Annotated in this window: 16 protein-coding genes and 1 pseudogene; 11 read left to right on the top strand and 6 right to left on the bottom strand. The window is 24.3% G+C overall.

The window, feature by feature from the left end; translation table 11 throughout:
• Window positions 1–53 precede the first annotated feature (53 nt).
• Complete coding sequence (gene nrdJ / locus IC758_RS20555; RefSeq protein ID WP_227825237.1) at window positions 54–2,174, top strand: ribonucleoside-triphosphate reductase, adenosylcobalamin-dependent; 2,121 nt, start codon at window positions 54–56, stop codon at window positions 2,172–2,174.
• Window positions 2,175–2,217: 43 nt separating this feature from the next.
• On the opposite strand, the gene IC758_RS20550 is transcribed toward nrdJ, so the two are convergent.
• The 5 genes and pseudogenes from IC758_RS20550 to IC758_RS20530 form a co-directional block, all read right to left on the bottom strand.
• Window positions 2,218–2,508 (bottom strand): hypothetical protein, encoded by a 291-nt coding sequence (locus IC758_RS20550; RefSeq protein ID WP_227825236.1) that lies wholly within the window; start codon window positions 2,506–2,508, stop codon window positions 2,218–2,220.
• A gap of 356 nt (window positions 2,509–2,864) precedes the next feature.
• A complete protein-coding gene (locus tag IC758_RS20545; protein ID WP_227825235.1) occupies window positions 2,865–3,926 on the bottom strand; it encodes a coiled-coil domain-containing protein in 1,062 nt (353 codons plus the stop codon).
• Window positions 3,927–4,040: 114 nt separating this feature from the next.
• Window positions 4,041–5,213, bottom strand: a complete 1,173-nt coding sequence (locus IC758_RS20540; protein WP_216187896.1) for an RNA-guided endonuclease InsQ/TnpB family protein — start codon at window positions 5,211–5,213, stop codon at window positions 4,041–4,043.
• A pseudogene (locus IC758_RS20535) lies at window positions 5,176–5,343 on the bottom strand (IS607 family transposase); the annotation flags it as partial. The gene IC758_RS20540 and the pseudogene IC758_RS20535, both read right to left, overlap by 38 nt.
• A gap of 220 nt (window positions 5,344–5,563) precedes the next feature.
• Window positions 5,564–6,073, bottom strand: a complete 510-nt coding sequence (locus tag IC758_RS20530) for a hypothetical protein (RefSeq protein WP_227825233.1) — start codon at window positions 6,071–6,073, stop codon at window positions 5,564–5,566.
• A gap of 230 nt (window positions 6,074–6,303) precedes the next feature.
• On the opposite strand from IC758_RS20530, the gene IC758_RS20525 reads away from it, so the two are divergent.
• The 8 genes from IC758_RS20525 to cas5b all read left to right on the top strand — a co-directional run bounded on the left by IC758_RS20525 (window position 6,304) and on the right by cas5b (window position 12,813).
• Window positions 6,304–6,894: a prepilin peptidase gene (locus IC758_RS20525; protein WP_227825232.1), complete on the top strand. Its 591-nt coding sequence runs from the start codon at window positions 6,304–6,306 to the stop codon at window positions 6,892–6,894.
• A gap of 229 nt (window positions 6,895–7,123) precedes the next feature.
• Window positions 7,124–7,459: an ASCH domain-containing protein gene (locus tag IC758_RS20520; RefSeq protein ID WP_227825231.1), complete on the top strand. Its 336-nt coding sequence runs from the start codon at window positions 7,124–7,126 to the stop codon at window positions 7,457–7,459.
• 246 nt (window positions 7,460–7,705) lie between these two features.
• A complete protein-coding gene (locus IC758_RS21100) occupies window positions 7,706–7,828 on the top strand; it encodes a hypothetical protein (protein WP_255616443.1) in 123 nt (40 codons plus the stop codon).
• An 89-nt stretch (window positions 7,829–7,917) separates the two neighbouring features.
• Window positions 7,918–8,379: a hypothetical protein gene (locus IC758_RS20515; RefSeq protein WP_227825230.1), complete on the top strand. Its 462-nt coding sequence runs from the start codon at window positions 7,918–7,920 to the stop codon at window positions 8,377–8,379.
• A gap of 102 nt (window positions 8,380–8,481) precedes the next feature.
• Window positions 8,482–9,168 (top strand): CRISPR-associated protein Cas6, encoded by a 687-nt coding sequence (locus IC758_RS20510; RefSeq protein ID WP_227825229.1) that lies wholly within the window; start codon window positions 8,482–8,484, stop codon window positions 9,166–9,168.
• 74 nt (window positions 9,169–9,242) lie between these two features.
• Window positions 9,243–10,922: a hypothetical protein gene (locus tag IC758_RS20505; RefSeq protein WP_227825228.1), complete on the top strand. Its 1,680-nt coding sequence runs from the start codon at window positions 9,243–9,245 to the stop codon at window positions 10,920–10,922.
• A 158-nt stretch (window positions 10,923–11,080) separates the two neighbouring features.
• Window positions 11,081–12,058 carry a type I CRISPR-associated protein Cas7 gene (locus IC758_RS20500; RefSeq protein WP_227825227.1) on the top strand — a complete coding sequence of 326 codons (978 nt, stop codon included), beginning with the start codon at window positions 11,081–11,083 and terminating at the stop codon, window positions 12,056–12,058.
• Between the two features lie 2 nt (window positions 12,059–12,060).
• Window positions 12,061–12,813: a type I-B CRISPR-associated protein Cas5b gene (cas5b, locus tag IC758_RS20495; RefSeq protein ID WP_227825226.1), complete on the top strand. Its 753-nt coding sequence runs from the start codon at window positions 12,061–12,063 to the stop codon at window positions 12,811–12,813.
• Window positions 12,814–12,930: 117 nt separating this feature from the next.
• Here the strand turns inward: cas5b and IC758_RS20490 are convergent, their stop codons facing one another.
• Entirely contained in the window at window positions 12,931–13,275 is a 345-nt protein-coding gene (locus tag IC758_RS20490; RefSeq protein ID WP_227825225.1) for a hypothetical protein, read from the bottom strand.
• 188 nt (window positions 13,276–13,463) lie between these two features.
• On the opposite strand from IC758_RS20490, the gene IC758_RS20485 reads away from it, so the two are divergent.
• Both IC758_RS20485 and cas3 read left to right on the top strand, forming a co-directional pair.
• Window positions 13,464–13,637, top strand: a complete 174-nt coding sequence (locus IC758_RS20485; RefSeq protein ID WP_227825224.1) for a hypothetical protein — start codon at window positions 13,464–13,466, stop codon at window positions 13,635–13,637.
• 69 nt (window positions 13,638–13,706) lie between these two features.
• Window positions 13,707–16,232 (top strand): CRISPR-associated helicase Cas3', encoded by a 2,526-nt coding sequence (gene cas3 / locus IC758_RS20480; RefSeq protein WP_227825223.1) that lies wholly within the window; start codon window positions 13,707–13,709, stop codon window positions 16,230–16,232.
• The last annotated feature ends 23 nt before the right edge of the window (window positions 16,233–16,255 follow it).

The following is a 16,255-nucleotide window of genomic DNA, read 5'->3' as shown; positions in this document are numbered from 1 at the left end:
TCCTTCCAAGGGGCAATTTTTTATCGAAAATATGAAGGAGGTTTTTTACATATATGAATAACTTTATATCAGATTCATTTTTATCCTTATATAAGGATAAAGAAGACTTAATGGGGGTTCTTGGTAAGTTTGTTTACCTTAGAACATATTCAAGATATTTAAATGATTTAAAAAGACGAGAGCTTTGGTATGAGACATGTAAAAGAGTAGTTGAATATAACATAGGTTTAGAAGAAAGCTTTCTATTAAAACACAATAAAACAATATCTTTTAATGAGTTAAAAGAAGAAGCAGAATTTTTTTATGATAATTTATTTAATTTAAAAACATTCCCATCTGGAAGAACTTTATATATGGGTGGCACTGAGATAGTAGATAAATATCCTTTATCAAACTATAATTGTGGTTTTATGAGTTTAAATTCATTTGAATCTTTTGAGGATCTATTCTACTTACTAATGGTTGGGTGTGGTGTTGGATTAAGGATAACAAAGACAGAAGTAAATAAGCTTCCTAACATTAAAGCAGTAGAGGTAGAACACATACATGACCCTAATTTTAGAAAAAAAGAATTAAAAAAGAGATATCTTAATTTCTTAAATGGAGAAAATGAAAAAAATCCATATGATGAAATAGAAAATACTGTTATAAATATTATTAATACAGATACTATAGAACTTAAAGTCGGAGACTCTAAAGAAGGATGGGTGGAGGCTTTAAGGTATTACTTCAAAATAATATCAGAAGATACATATAAAGATATCAGGAAAATTATAATAAATTATTCTTATGTAAGAGATGCAGGAGAACCATTAAAAAGATTTGGAGGAAGAGCTTCAGGCCATGAATCTTTGTTAGTGATGTTTAAAAAAATAAATAACATTACTTTAGGTATAAAGAAACTTTCTACTGTAAATTGTTTGGATATAGCTACTATAATCTCTGAAAATGTTGTTTGTGGAGGAGTTAGAAGAAGTTCTCTTATTATATTATGTGACTCAGATGATGTTGATTTAATAAATGCAAAGAAAGATATATATTCTATAGACAAAAATGGGAACTTTCTAATTGATGAGAGTATTGGCCATAGAAGAATGAGTAATAATTCAATTTTATTTCAAAAAAAGCCATCTATAGACAAAATCAAGGAGATAATGGAGTCTATAAAAAATAATGGAGAACCAGGATTTCTAAATGGAGAGAATGCATTAAAAAGAAAAAGTGACTTTGAGGGTTGTAATCCTTGTGGAGAAATCTTATTAAAATCAAAGAGTTGTTGTAATTTAACAACTACAAACTTAGTGAACTTTATTAGTAGCAATAAATTAGACATAGAAGCTTTAAAATCGGTTTTAAGGCTATCCGTTCGAATTGCTTTAAGAATGACTTTGATTGATGCAGAACTTAAAGAATGGGATGAAGTAATGAAGTCAGACAGAGTAATAGGAGTATCTCTTACAGGTATAATGGACATGTTTAATCTAACTAATATGACTTATAAAGAATTAGGTGAAATTTTAAATACTCTTAGAGATGTTGTCCATGATGAAGGTAAAAGATATTCTAAAGTGTTAGGGATAGAAGCTCCCAATCTAATGACAACAATTAAACCAGAAGGATCTATCTCGACTTTACCAGGAGTCAGTTCAGGAATCCATTTCTCTCATTCCCCATATTATGTTAGAAGAGTTAGAATCTCAAGCTCTGACCCATTATATAAAGCTATAGAGGAATATAATTCATTTCCTATCTTTAATGAAATAGGAAGTTCTAATATAAAGGTGATAGAGATACCAGTAAAATCTTATGCAGGTAAGACTAAATACAATGTAAGTGCTTTAGAACAATTGGAATTATATAAGTTAACTATGGAAAATTGGACAGACCACAATACAAGCATTACAGTACATGTTAGAGAAGAAGAATGGGAGATTGTATCAAAATGGGTTTATGAGAATTTTAATTCTATAGTTGGAATAACTTTCTTACCATTAGCAGAAGAAACTTATCCTCTTATGCCATTTGAAAAAATAAGTGAAGAAGAATACTATAAAAGATTAAAAGATATAAAACCTATAAATAATGATTATTTAAGGTTGTTAGAATCAGATTCATTTGAAGAACAAGATATATATGAAAGTGCTTGTACTTCTGGAGCATGTCCAATAAGATAATTAATAAGGCTGTCTCTATTGAAAATTAAAGACAGCCTTATAGTTATTTTTTATAATTATTAAAATATATTACATTAGAAGATTCTTTATTAAAACTAATATTGTTGAAGTTATTTGTTTTAACTTTTTTTATTAGGATTTTAACATTTTTATTAACAAAATAAAAAGCTATTTTAAGTATTGATATAATAAAGCTAATTAATCTAAGCAATAGAGAAATAACTACTATAATAAATAATGCACTTATTATAAACTCTAAAACATTCGACGAAATTGTAGCTTCTGCATTTCCTTTTAAAAAATTTACATTATTTATAATTTCCTTTAAGAACATAAAACGCACCCTCTTTTTATATATGAATCTCCTTAAAGCATATAATTATATGCTTTAGAGAAGCACCTGTTATTGAATTTATTTGAATGAAAAAATAATACTAATCTAATTTCAGACTTGAATTATAATAGATTATTTACTATAATAATATAATTATATTCCTTTATTTGTCAATAAAAATGAAATAAAAATTTTTTATAAAAAATAGAAAGGAGGGAATTGATGGAGAAAAGAAAAAATATTACTATTATATTTAAATTAAGTTGTTTTTTAATGTTAGTTGTAGTTTTTGGTTGTGCATATTTACTTAGTGGAAATATTTAATATAAAAAGAACTGCTTTTAGCAGTTCTTTTATTATTGCATTTTGTCTATTAGTAAATTACCAATTTTAGTGATGCTACTGCTCCAATTATAATCTGGACCTCCAAATGGTAGCATACAATACATAGTATTTACACCATGTATGGATAATCCATTATAATAAACACCACCAACAGTAAGATATTTCTCTTTTAAGGTTTTAGCTGTTTTTAATATATTGTCTCTCTTTGTATTTGAATTTATTCCATTACTTGATGGAGAATATACTCCAAATCCTGTTAGATTGTTATCATTGATTGCTCTTTGACTTGTTCCCCAGGCACTTTCTTGAGCTGTAAGTGAAGCTAAAAAGATAGCATTTACTCCATAGATATTTTCTGCTTCAACGTATATTGGAGCCAATTCATAAAGAGCTGTTCCTTCTAATGCTCTATATAAATCTTCAATAGAAACATTGCTTTTTTCTAACAAATTTTCTGGATTAAAAGAAATCTTTTCATTGGGCTTTCTCTCTATTATTTCTTTTAATTTTAAAAGTTCGGTTTTCAATGATTTTAATTTTTCTTCTTCATCTTTTTTATCTTTATTAGCGTTTTCTAATTTTGTTAAGTTTAACTCTTGGAGTTCAATTAGTTGTTTTTCTTTTTCGTTTAAGTCATTTAAAGATTTATTATTAACCACAAATAGTTTGGTCATTATGTCTAAATTATTCATTAGCTCACTTAAAGAATTACTCTTTAATACAAGCTCTAATATATCTAAGTTGTCTTTACTTAAGTTTTTAAACTTATAGGTATTTATATCTTTTTTTACTTTATATTTAGATTTCACTATATTTAAATTTCCTGTATTTGTTTTTATAGAATTTTTAATGTTTTTAATTGTATTATCTATCTCGCTGAGTTTATTTTCTGAACTTGTAATATCTTTATTCAATTTAATTCTTTGTTGTTCATAATCTAAATTTGGAGTAACAGCAAAAGCATTTCTTTCAATACAAGAAAATAAAACTGAAAAGGTCAATATAAATAAAACTATTTTATATTTTAATATAGATATAAGCCTGCTACTCAAAATATGGTCAAATATATCCATATCGAGATTTTTCCTTCTTCACTGGACCTCGCCTTGCCTAAGCTACTACGATTTGGTATAGTTCTCCAAAGGCTTAAATTCCGAAGTTAGCCCTCCGTACATATATAAGTGCTTTTAAGCTATCTTATATTTTTTAGCATTTTTAAGATTAATACTTGCATTTAAATCTCTATCAATAGATAATCCACATTCACATTTGTACACTCTATCTTTAAGTTTTAAACCTTTATTAACCTCTCCACATTGGCTACAAGTCTTTGATGATGGATACCATCTATCAACTACTCTAAGTTCTATATTATTTTGTTTACACTTAGCGGTTAGTTTAGTTCTAAATTCAAAAAACTTTTGACTTGATATAGCCTTTGATAAATGCTTATTCTTCATCATTCCACTAACATTTAAATCTTCAATAGTTATATAGCTTGGTTTTTGCTCTATTACCTGAAATAATGTTTTATTAATATAATCAGTTCTTATATTAGTCAATCTTTGATGAAGTTTTTGTACTTTGACTACTTGCTTTTGAATATTTTGACGAGTAGCTACTCCTTCCTTTATATTTTTATTTCTTAATTTAAAACCTTCATATTTCCTTGAAAGTTTTCTTTGCTCTCTTTTTAGTTTCTTTTCAACTTTTTTGACAGTTGAAGTCTTGTTTATATTTTTAAATTTACTTCCATCTGAACATATTGCAAAATCTTTAATTCCTAAGTCAATACCTATTCCTTCATTAGTACATTTAGATACTTGAATATCATCTTCCTCAACTAATATAGATACATAGTATCTATCAGATTTTTGACTTACTGTACCACTTTTAACTATTGAATTTGTTGGTATATATCCAAATTCTTTTAGTCTTACCCAACCAAGAGTAGGTATTTTGACCCTATGCCTTTCAATAGTCCAATCAGTTTTATTATTCTTTGGAAAATAAGCTTTAACATCTTGATTTTTCTTTTTCTTGAACTTAGGAAATCCTTTAGTTTTTTTAAAGAAATCTTTAAAAGCTTTATCTCCATTCATAATAGCTTGTTTTGTAGCCTTAGAAGATACATCTTTAATCCATTTCATATCTTGGTTATTAGGAATATATTCATTATTTAACCATTTAGAAAAATCAATTCCACTGATAAATTTTCCTTCTCTTTCATAAATTTCTTTATTGTGAGCAATATAGAAGTTATATATAAATCTACTAACACCAATCGTTTGATGTATTTTAGAAATTTGTTCAGTAGTAGGATTAATTTCTATTTTGTATGCTCTTTTCAACTTCTTCATCCTCTCTAATCTTTTTCTTGTATTTTCTTAATCCATATATGTGACAACTAAAAATATGAAGTATTGATATTATATCTTGAACTAATTCTTCTTGTGGTGAAAGACTTTCATTATTTACAACTATAATATCTCTTTAGCATTTGCATATTGTCTAAGAAACTCCACTTGATTTTTCAAATCACCTTTTGACTATAATTTACTATAAACAACTATATTTATCTATGTTTTTATTAACTAAAGACTACCTCCTTTTTATTTTTTATAAGATTTTAATACATTAGTTGTTTAAAGTAAATAGATTTTTTGCACTATATAAAATAACCCTTTAAAAAAGGGTTATTCTATATAGTTTAAATAGGAACACATCTATTATAATAATATATAACTAATTCATCTTCACTGTAAAATACCATGTCGTATTTTGGTTTAAGATATTTAATTTTATTTTCGATGTCCTCATGTGTATAATTCGCTACATCTATTTCATAGACTCCATATTGGCTTATATCCATCAATCTATTCTTCTCTATCATTTTTAATTTCTCTAACAGATCATCATATCCCTTTAAAGTAAAACCAAGCATGTTATATGAAAATTTATTATCTTCATCGACTCTAATAGCGACGTTAAACTCTCTTTTAACTTTTCTTTTTTTTACAAACAAAATATAAAGTTCATCAATCAACTCTGCTTTTCTTTCACTATTTAGTTTATCTTTATTAAACTCAATCATTTTTTCTATTTGATTTATTCTTTTACTTAATACACCAAGTTCTTTAGAAAGAGAACTTTTTCTATTAATAAAACTTGTTCTAAGACTTTTTATTTCATCCATTATTTCATATATATTCTTTGACATAATCCCATTCTCCTTTGTATATTAAAATTTTTTTTAAAAAACTATTTTATTAAAACAATATATTATACGGTTTAAAAAAATTTATATTATATTAGTAGTACATTTTTTTTGATAATAAGATATTTAATTAAAATTAAAAAATATGGACAAATATTTTATATATAAAATATAAAAGCTTTGTTATATAATAATAAATAATATACTATTGATTGGAGATGAGAATTTAAATCTTGTTATTTTTTATAGGGGTGTTTTTTTTATTATTTTTTAAAGTGTCTTTTGACGAACTTAAAAAGTACAATTGTTCATTTAAGGTAGTATTTATTTTATCTATATTACTGGTTTATAGTTTTATTGGAGTAGCAGATTTTAAAATAGATGCCATTTTGTATAGTTGTATTATCCCAGTGCTGATTAGTATCTCATATATAGATTTAAAAGTAAAAGAAATACCAGATAAACTTATATTTATAATTTTTATATATGGATTAGTTCTAATAGTTATAAATAAAAATTACATTAACCATAATATGTTTATTTTAAATAATTTAGGTTCCAGTTTTAGTTTATTCTCCATATATTTAGTAATAGCAATTATTACAAATGGGGTAGGCGGAGGAGATATAAAGCTTATGGGAGCTTTAGGGTTATTTTTTAATACAAGTAGTATTTTTAAGTTATTAGTATATCCTGTTTTTTTAGGAGTAATAATGTCTGTTTTTTTAGTTGTTTTGAAAAAAGCAAAATTAAAAGATAATTTCCCTCTTGGACCAGCAATCTCTATAAGTACATGTCTTATATTTTTAATTAATTGTATATAAGTACAAATATATAATAAGGATAAAAATAAAGAAGACTTAATAAAAGTCTTTTAAAACATTTTATTAAATCTTCTTTATCCCCTCTAAATTTTTACCTTTTTAGAAATACACAATATACTGTGACCATTTTTTATATTTTGTTATTATATATAGTGAAAGTACTTAATATAACAAATTTCTAATTTAATAAAAGATACATTTAATTTTAAAAGAAAGTGAGAGTAGTAATATGAAATGCTTAATAGTAAAAGAAAAATGGGCTGATTTAATTTTAAGTGGAGAAAAGACTTTAGAATTAAGAAGTAGGAATACTAATGTCAGAGGGACTATAGGGATTATAAAAAGTGGAACAGGACTTATATGTGGGACTGTAGATATTGTAAGTAGTTATGAAATAACTGATGAAGAATATATAGAATTAAAAAATAAACACAAAGTTCCATATTCAAGGGAACAGATAAAATATAAAAAGATATTTGCATGGGAATTACATAATCCTATTAAATACAAAGGTGGTATTAAATATAAACATAAAAAAGGATGTGTAGTATGGATTAATATATAATAAAATTAATTACATTTTATTGATTATAAACAACGTAAATGGTATACTTATTATAAAAAATAGAAAGGAGGTATTATTGAGATATAAGATATTTCAATAAAATTATTATTGCCTAAAAATTATTTCGAAGATAGATCAAATTTCACAAAGTATCCTGGTTTTGTAAGTGTAGGAGATAGAGTTTTAATCATAAAAAAAGAGGATCAAGGAGCTAAAACAAAAGATGTCTTGGTGGAAGGTATTGTTTTGAGAGTATTATCTAAAGGCAAATATTATTCTAATGGTGTAAAAGTAGAAATAACACCAGTTGACAATATTGAAAGTAGTGAAACTGTAATTGGAAGAATACAATATTTTGTTCAAAATTAAATAAATTAAATCATAATAGGATATTGTCTAAAATGTATAGATAATATTCTATTTTTTATACTATTAAAATTATTAAAGAGGTGTATTCAGTGGCAAAAAATAAAATGATAAATTTATTCCATTCAGATGAAGTCTTTGGATATATAGCTATAGAAGCTAATTCTATATGTGATAATTCATTTAATTCAGTCTCTAAAAACGTTTACATGTTAAAGAGAAAACTTACTAATGACAAAGTATTATGTGTAAATATGGGAAAGCAAAAAAAAGAATATAAAGATTTAATGGATATGGTTTTTTTAACTCAAAACAATAAAAAAGTAAAGATCTATGATAATAAGTTTAATACAGGTGAATTTGATATTTTATTTAAAAAAGATGGATATTCTATAGGAGACATATATGTAATAAAAACTCAAGAAGATAATGGAGAAAATTATAAAGTGATTTTGGTAACTGACTTGTATGTCTTATTTTTTAATAGCAATAATAAACTTATATTATACCGTTTTGATGAACTAAATAATATGAATATTATAAAAATGAATTGAAAATATTTTTTATATTCAACGAATTGTATAATTTCTGTTGACTATATTCAACGAAAATCATATAATAAAAATATAAAATTAAAATAATAAGAAGGAGAAGTAATGAGATATTTAGAAATAGAATTGTTCCTAAAATTAGAAAAAGACGTATTGTATGTGAATCTTCCAGAATATCTAAGTAAGGGCATGAATTATCAATTTTTAAGATCAAAAGAATCAAAACAATATCATCATAAAAATAAGATCAAGCTTTATAATTATTCTTTTTTAACTCCAATAGAAGAAGATAAAATTTATAAAAAAGATAAAGCATATACATTAAAAATAAGATTTATGGACTTAAATATAGTAAATATTTTTTTTAACTCATTAGGAACTATAATGAACCCATATTTTACAGTATTAGGTAAGAGGTATGATTTTAAAGAAAAAGATAAAGACATTAGATATTTAACCACAATTACTCCTGCGATTATTAAAATTAAAAATAACATAACATTAGATATGAGTACCATGGATTTAAACTTAGTAAAAGAAAGAATACTAAGAAACACTTGTAGAAAATATAATATGTTAAATTATGATAATATAAAACCTCATGACTTCGTTGAAAATGTAGAACTTTTAAATAGAAGTTCTATTGGTTTTAATTATAAAAATGCATTAGTGATAGGTAATAAATATAAGATAAAAATTAAACCAGATGAATTATCCCAAGAGATGGCTTTTGTTATATTGGGTGTTGGTCTTTTAGAAAAAAATAGCCTTGCATTTGGGTTTTGTGTATAGATAAGAATATAGAGAAAGGAGAGTCTACTCATAAAAATGTATTGAATTATGTACTGAGTAGTAAATTTTTACTTATGCAAGAGGTTATTAATAGACTAAAGAAGCTAAAGGAAGCTTATGGGGATGATATTTTAATAAAACATGCTATTGTCCCAAAAGGTTGTTATTATAAGATAAAAAAAGATGGTAGTATTGTATCTTTTATAAACGATGATGAGAAAAATTTTCAATTAAATGAAGAATATCCTTTTTTTAAACAACGAATATTTTATGAAAGAATGATTAATGCAAATAAGTGTCTGAATCAAGAAAGAGGCCTTGGAAAAAAAATACATTCAGTCACGCCTTATGCTTTAATTTTTAAAATAGAAACTTTTAATAATTTATTATTTAGCGATTTTTTATATAGCCATTTTAAAAAGATGAAAGAAGATTATAATAATAGTTTAAATATAGAAGAAACTATCACACATTTTGAAGCATGTTTTGATACTATAGAGGAGGATTGTGGAACTTTTAATAGTAAGACTCCTGATAAAATATTTATTTTTTTAGATGAAGATTTAGAGTTATATAAAGAAGCATATAATTCTTATGTATCTAAAAAATGTTTTATCTCAGAGGATACCAAGGTTGTTGTAGATGGTCAGATATATGGGATACCACATTTTAGTATAAATTTAAACAAGGGTAAACCAACCTTATCGAATAATCCTTATAATGACTTTTTATTTAGATTGACATTGGAAGATAGCATGTTGCTATTGTCTTTATTAAAAATAAAAAATAGTTCTATAAATGAACTTCTTAATAATGATAAAGTTTTTAATGATCTTGAATTAGAGTTAGAGATTGGTAATAATGCAAATGATAAATCTAATGAAATAGTAAGTATTGAAATGAAAGCAGACTATAGTAATAAGTGTTTAGATTTTGAAGAATCTATAATACTGCAATCTATGTTTTCTAATGAAAATATAATTAATTTAAATATAGATAGAAAAAATTTATTAAAAAAAATAGATGAAGCTTTGCAAATAAAAAATGGAGTAAATAATATGACATTAGAAAAAGCTTTATCTCTTAAAAAAGATAATTATAATGACTTTATTAACAGATTAGGCAATTTAGATTTAGCCCAATCTATTATATCAAATAAAGATTTACTGACATATTACTTTATAGAGGATAAAGATATTTCAATCAATAAAGAAATTGAAAAAATAGTTTTTTATATGTATTTGGAAGGAATTAAAAATGAAAAAGACTTAAACAAATCCTCTTTAGAAAGAATTAGAAAAAAGATTGATTTTATGATTAGTATTTTAATGACTTTGTATAAAGAAGGAGGATATAAAGAAATGCCAAGTAATTTAAAGAAAATCTGGGATAAACTAATAAGTGCTAAAAAAGGTAAAGAATATGAATATGAAATTGAAAGCGATGAAGAATTTTTCTTTGTAAGTGCCCAACTATTATATTGGATAAATACGACAGGTACATTTTCTTCAAAAACAAATGATTATATACAAAACATATTGTCTTTAAGAGACTCAAATCAATTAAAAGAAAAAATGATTGATGGATATGAAACTTATTTACACAATATCCCTTTAGGGAACAATTTTGCTAATAGATTATATAGTAAGTTACTTTTATATAAAGAAAGTCAAAATATAAAAATAAAAGGGATTTATAAATATTATTTTCACTCTGGATTATTTGGGGAGAACATAAATTATATAAAATGTTAACTAACCTATAAATAACAATTGATAAATTAGAAAAAGAGTACTCTATATCTTAAAAAATTACTGGATATAGCTAAGGTATAGGATTAAATAATTAAAAAGGAAGGAGAGTTATATAAAAGGGGTAATATACTGCTTCTTTTATATAACATAATATATATATGAAAAATAGAGTTTTTGGGATGATAGGAATAGGGTTAAATAATGCAAATATAAATGCAGATATGACTGGAAATCCAGTACGACATGGAGAAGAATTTACTGCAAGTCCCTTTAGTATTAAATACTTATTTAGAAACTACTGGAATACAAAAGGGATAGATGTGTTTTATATGAGGTCTTATGTAGTAGATAAAAAAAATAAAGGTTTAGTACCAAGAAGTTTAGAAAAAAGGCTTGAACAAAAAGTAGAGAATATTAATAAATTAAGCGAAATAGAGATACAAAGAGAGTTATTTAAATATATAGATGTGTCTTGCTTTGGAGGAGTATTTGCAGTAAAAGGGTTTAATAGGAATTATTATGGAACAATACAATTTGGTACAGGTGTAAATAAATATGAGGATTCGGAAGTTGTAAGAGAAAGGATGTTGTCTCCTTTTCAAAATCCAAAAGGTAAAATTAATAAGGAAACAAATGAGGAAATAGAAAATAGACAAACAACATTAGGTTCAAGAGCTTATTTAACAGAGGGGCACTACTTCTATGATTTTATAATTAATCCACTTGTTAATAAAGAAATGATGGAATTAGACCCTGAACTTGAGTGTTTTAATGAAAATAATTATAATTTGTTTAAAGAAGCTTCTTTAAATTGTGCAAATAGTTTAAATTCGGTTTCTAAAAAAGGATGTTATAATGAATTTGCGATTTTTATAAAACTGAAAGAAGATTCTGTTGCTTATCTTGGAAATATATCTAATAAGGTATCTTTTTATAAAGATGAAAAAAGGAATGTTATAGATATCACCCTATTAGCTCAAGACTTACTTTCAATTGATGAAGACATTGAAGACATAGAAATTTATTATAATCCTACAGATACAATATTAAAATTCCCTATAGATTCTTTAAAAAGTAGAACCAGTATTAACAATATACTTAGCACAATAAAAATAGATTTTATGGAGAAAAATTAATTATGAAGGAAGTCTTAAAATTTAATTTAAAAGGGCAAGGAGCTTCTTTTTCTAAACCAACATATAACTCATCTTCTATTATTCAGACATATCCTCATATACACAAGGTAACACTGTTGGGTATGTTAGGAGCTATAATAGGTATAGATAACACAGGTTATAAAAGAAAAAAGGAATTGCCAAAATTTTATAAGTTACTAAAAGATTTGAAGATAGCTATTGTACCAAAGAGATTAAATTTTAATAAATGTGTAGATGTTGTAGCAGATACATCTGGATTTTCAAATAAAATTAGCCCTAATGTTGGAGCAACTTATTTAATTAACTATGAGATATTAATAAACCCTTCATGGGATATATATATATTAGGTGATGGAGAATATTATAATAAAATTAAAAAATATATTCTTAATAGAAGTGCTGTTTTTTACCCATTTTTAGGAAGAAACCATTTGTTTGCAGATTTAAATGAAGTAGAGATATTAAATGGAGAATTTTCAAAAGAGTTAAGTAAGATTGATAGTTTTTTTATTTCAGATAATGTTGTTTTAGATGAAGATGAAATTTTATTGAATGAAAAATTGTATTTATTCAAAGATTCTATGCCAATAAGCATAGATGATAGAAAAATTGATGGTACAGATTTTATGTTGAACCAATATAGCATTAAATCATTAACATTTTCAAATATAGATGTTTTAAAAAGCAAAGAAGATTTATTTTATTGTGGAGATAAAGTTTTATATTTTATATAGAGTTCTGATTAAATATAAAAAGCTTAGTGTCCCCTATCACTAAGCTTTTTTATTTAATATGTACTGTTCCTATTAGAAAATTTAACCTCTAAATGCTCTGTTTTGATTTCTTTAGTTTTAGAATTGAAAATATAAATCATCTTTTTGATAACTGTTTTTATAATTATTGAATATTTTTTTTTCTATTTTTTCTAAAACGCAAACTATTGCTAATTCTTTATTCTCATTTAATACTATAAATTCTTCGCCAATAGATGTATCAAGTATTTTATTGGATTTAGTTTTTAATAAATCTTCTATCTCATACCAATCTATATATCTCTCAATCATTCTTTTATTAGCATGGTGAGTTAGGCAAATTTTAAAGACTTGAGACAATGGTGCTATGTCTTGCTGATCAAGATTTTCTAAATGCTCCTTTAATAATACATTCTTTACCTCATAAAATTCATCAAAGTACATAAAAACACCCCTTATATAAATAATCCATTTTTAATATATTGCTATTATAGTAAGGAGCGGAATTTTTAATAATTAAAAATATGAAGAAATCAATAAAAAGAGATTATATTATTTAGGTAGGTGTAATATAATTGAGGTGAGATATAATTAGTTTAAAATAAAATTTATTTTTAGATAGGAGTTATAACATGTTTAAATATATAGGAAACTTTAGCAAAGAAGAAAAATTAGTGATTGAAAATAACGAACAATTAAAACAAATCAAAGAAGGTGAAGAAATCATTATTTTAGGGGATATAAGATGCGTTGCAAGGAAAGGAAAAGATTATATAGAGTTTGAAAAAATTAATAAAGTATATTAAGAAGCTTAAAGCTTCTTATTTTTTAAAAAGTTTATTTTTTATAAACAATAAAAAGAGAGGTTTTTATAAATGGAACTGGAAGAAATTATAAAAAATAATGTATATTTATATTCTCATAGAGACGATAAAGAAAATGAAAACATATTATTGCATTTAGATAGAACCAGAAGTATATTTTTCCAAATAGATAATAAATACAATATATTAAATAAATTAAGAAAAACATATACAAATTTAAAATTTCAATTAAATAAGTCAGATTTTTACTTATCAAAAGAAGCTATTAATTTAATAGAGAGTATGTTCATATATTCAGTTTATTTACATGATATAGGGAAAATTAATCCTAAATATCAAAGTGAGAAAATGAAAAACAATTTTGATTTTTTATCTGAAGAAGAAAAATCTATTTTATGTTTAAATAAAATAGTCAATTCAAATCATAGTTATCTATCTTCTATTATTTATATTGATTTAATGCAAGAGAAAATAGAAGAACTAAAAAACATATCAGTTAAAGAAAAGACTGTTTTATATTATTTAATGTTAATAAATGCAAATATAATAAGTAGGCACCATTCAAATCAGGATAACCTTGAAAACTATTTTGATAAATTAGAAAGAGAAATTAATAATACGCAAATGGCTAATTATTTATATTTTTACAATAGAAAATTAAATATAAACTATGGGAAAATCTTAAAAGTATTTACAAATATAAAGAAGATAAAATTTAATGAAGCAAGTGTATATATATGGAATAAGATTTTAAACTCTTTATTAATTAGTTGCGATTTTATAGCCACTCATAGCTTTCATTCTAAAAAAGATATAAATAATTTCAAAATTAATGGTATTGAAAATAAAGATAATATAAAAGAAATTTTTTATAAAAATCCTATATATAAAGGGATAGAGTCTTATAGAACAAATGATAAATATTTTGAAGAAAATAATTTACCAAAGATAAATGAGTTGCGTTCAAGCATCCTTATTGAATGTAATAAAAATTTAGATAAAAACAACAATGAAAGAATATTTAACATAGAAAGTCCTACAGGCTCAGGCAAAACGATAAATAGTTTATCATGTGCTTTAAAGCTAATTAAAGACGGGTCTAAGCTGTTTTATGTATTTCCTGTAAATACATTAGCTGAACAGACAGAAGATGTTCTAAATGGTATTTTTAAAGGAAAATTAAATACCCAGATAATTAACTCTATTTCACCTTTGCCAATTAAAAGTGCTGATAAAAAAATAGATTATAATAAGGTATTATTAGATAGGCAAATTTTAAACTATGAAAGTATTTTAACTTCAAACATAACATTATTTAATCTATTTTTTGGATGTGGAAGAGAGCAATCAATGGGTCTTTTTTCTTTGTTTGACAGTGTTATAATTTTAGACGAGATACAAAACTATAAAAATTTGATTTGGAAAGAAATAGTAGAGCTTTTATATAAATTTTCAGAGATAATGGATTTTAAGTTAATAATAATGTCTGCAACTCTGCCTAACTTAGAAGAATTGATGGATTTTGGAAATAAGAAATTTATAAATTTGATTGAAAATCCTAAAATATATTACAATAATAAGCTATTTAAAGATAGAGTATCTATAGAAAATAAGCTTCTTAATGAAACTGTAGACTTTAAAAAACTTCTTGATTTAATAAAGGAAGAAGTGAGCGTTTGGAATAAAGAAAAAAAAGAACATGCTAAGTTTTTAATAGAATTTATAACCAAAAAGACAGCTCAAGAATTTTATATATATGTAAGTAATAAACTCGATAACTATACAGTTTTTGAACTTGATGGAGACGACAATAAAATAAAAAAACAATCAATAATAAATCATCTAAAGAAAGACAATAAAGAACTTAAATCAAACATACTTTTAATAACTACACAGGTAATTGAAGCAGGAGTTGATATAGATATGGATTTAGGAGCCAAAGATACGTCTTTCCCCGATTTAGATGAACAATTTATTGGAAGAATAAACAGGTCTTGTCTTAAAGATGGATGTAAAGCTTTTTTATTTAATTTAGATATGGCCAATATTGTGTATAAAAATGACTATAGATTAGTAATGAATATAGATAGAAATAAAGATGATTATCTTAAGTGTCTTTCAAATAAAGATTTTTCGTATTTATATAATAAAGTTTTTAACAAAATAAACTTAACAAAAGGAAACTGGCTGTGTTCAGAGATAGATTTTTTTTATAAAGATTTAAAAATGATAAGAAATAAAGATATTAACAAACACATGAAGTTAATTGATATTAATAGTTTTGAAATTTTTATACCAACTATAATAGATGGTGTTGATGGAGAAGAAATATGGAATAAGTATGTAGAATTAGTATCTAACATTGATATGGAATATGCTGAAAGAAAAGTAAAAATAATTAATCTAAAAGAAAAATTAGAGATGTTTACTTTTTCTATCAAAAGTAACAAAAGGAATAAGTTGAATGCTTTTGGCGGAATTTACTATATCAAAAATGGAAATGAATTTATATCAAATGATAAGTTTGATAGCTCCAGGTTTAAAAAAGAGTATATGTATTTATTAAATGCCCAGTAGGAATAAATTTAATATAAAAGGAG

Source organism: Clostridioides sp. ES-W-0016-02, assembly GCF_020641035.1.
Lineage (GTDB): Bacteria > Bacillota > Clostridia > Peptostreptococcales > Peptostreptococcaceae > Clostridioides.
This window is presented reverse-complemented; position numbering and strand designations above follow the sequence as displayed.

Bases quoted from the DNA above. Each gene is read 5' to 3' on its own strand.
- nrdJ (WP_227825237.1), top strand. From the start codon at position 54: ATGAATAACTTTATATCAGATTCATTTTTATCCTTATATAAGGATAAA.
- IC758_RS20550 (WP_227825236.1), bottom strand. From the start codon at position 2,508: ATGTTCTTAAAGGAAATTATAAATAATGTAAATTTTTTAAAAGGAAAT.
- IC758_RS20545 (WP_227825235.1), bottom strand. From the start codon at position 3,926: ATGGATATATTTGACCATATTTTGAGTAGCAGGCTTATATCTATATTA.
- IC758_RS20540 (WP_216187896.1), bottom strand. From the start codon at position 5,213: ATGAAGAAGTTGAAAAGAGCATACAAAATAGAAATTAATCCTACTACT.
- IC758_RS20530 (WP_227825233.1), bottom strand. From the start codon at position 6,073: ATGTCAAAGAATATATATGAAATAATGGATGAAATAAAAAGTCTTAGA.
- IC758_RS20520 (WP_227825231.1), top strand. From the start codon at position 7,124: ATGAAATGCTTAATAGTAAAAGAAAAATGGGCTGATTTAATTTTAAGT.
- IC758_RS20510 (WP_227825229.1), top strand. From the start codon at position 8,482: ATGAGATATTTAGAAATAGAATTGTTCCTAAAATTAGAAAAAGACGTA.
- IC758_RS20505 (WP_227825228.1), top strand. From the start codon at position 9,243: ATGCAAGAGGTTATTAATAGACTAAAGAAGCTAAAGGAAGCTTATGGG.
- IC758_RS20500 (WP_227825227.1), top strand. From the start codon at position 11,081: ATGAAAAATAGAGTTTTTGGGATGATAGGAATAGGGTTAAATAATGCA.
- cas5b (WP_227825226.1), top strand. From the start codon at position 12,061: ATGAAGGAAGTCTTAAAATTTAATTTAAAAGGGCAAGGAGCTTCTTTT.
- IC758_RS20490 (WP_227825225.1), bottom strand. From the start codon at position 13,275: ATGTACTTTGATGAATTTTATGAGGTAAAGAATGTATTATTAAAGGAG.
- IC758_RS20485 (WP_227825224.1), top strand. From the start codon at position 13,464: ATGTTTAAATATATAGGAAACTTTAGCAAAGAAGAAAAATTAGTGATT.
- cas3 (WP_227825223.1), top strand. From the start codon at position 13,707: ATGGAACTGGAAGAAATTATAAAAAATAATGTATATTTATATTCTCAT.